This window comes from Psychrobacter cibarius, assembly GCF_016107535.1.
Taxonomy (GTDB): domain Bacteria; phylum Pseudomonadota; class Gammaproteobacteria; order Pseudomonadales; family Moraxellaceae; genus Psychrobacter; species Psychrobacter cibarius.
The window spans coordinates 1-787 of sequence record NZ_JABASQ010000068.1; the positions used below are offsets into that span (position 1 = coordinate 1).

The window sequence follows — 787 nt, forward strand, 5'->3', positions numbered from 1 at the left end:
TAAGTATAAAGGCTTTAAAATAAAGAGACTATTTCAAACAGGGCTCTCTAAATTATGGCAAGAACAGTGCTCACCGATAATACATGGGAACAACTCCAAAGTACCATGAAGGCTCATGGCTGTCATACTTGGAAAAACGACAAACAAGTCATGGAAGCCATATTGTGGAAACTTCGTACAGGCGCGCCATGGCGTGATATACCGAGTGAGCTATGTCCATGGAAAACGGCCTACAACCGTTTTAATAGGTTGTCAAAAAAGGGGTTGTGGGAACAATTTTTTTTGACCTACGAGCAAGTATTGATGAAGAATGGGTATTCGCAGACGGAAGCTATATCCGCTGTCATCAGCATTCAAGCGGCGCAAGACGAGGAGAGCTTCGAGCCACTGGAAAGTCACGAGGTGGAACCACTACCAAGATTCATCTCGCCGTCGATTCGCATGGAAACCCGATTGATTTTAGAATCACTGGGGGTGACGTCCACGACAGCCAAGCGGTAGATGATATTATAGAGATGCTAACGGATGCGACCTACTTTATTGCTGATAAAGCTTATGATTCCGAAACCATTAGAACTAGGCTAAAGCAAGATAACATAAGCCCTGTCATCCCTAAAAGAAGAAACGCTAAACAACCAGATGTAGCGTTTGATCACTATTTATATAAGCTACGACACTTAGTTGAAAACACGTTTGCAAGGCTAAAGCACTTCCGTAGTATTGCGACTAGATACGAAAAATTGGCTCGTAATTATAAGTCTATGCTGTATCTAGCTTGTACTATGAT

General features: G+C 42.4%; 1 protein-coding gene. It reads left to right on the forward strand.

Translation table 11 applies throughout. The features are described 5' to 3' along the window. Positions 1 to 54: 54 nt before the first annotated feature. Positions 55 to 787 (forward strand): IS5 family transposase gene (locus tag JFC08_RS13630; RefSeq protein ID WP_198331111.1). Its coding sequence is split into 2 segments (ribosomal slippage), with 734 coding nucleotides annotated over them: positions 55 to 283 and positions 283 to 787; the frame shifts between segments, so codons are not numbered across the junction. This gene is flagged as partial in the annotation.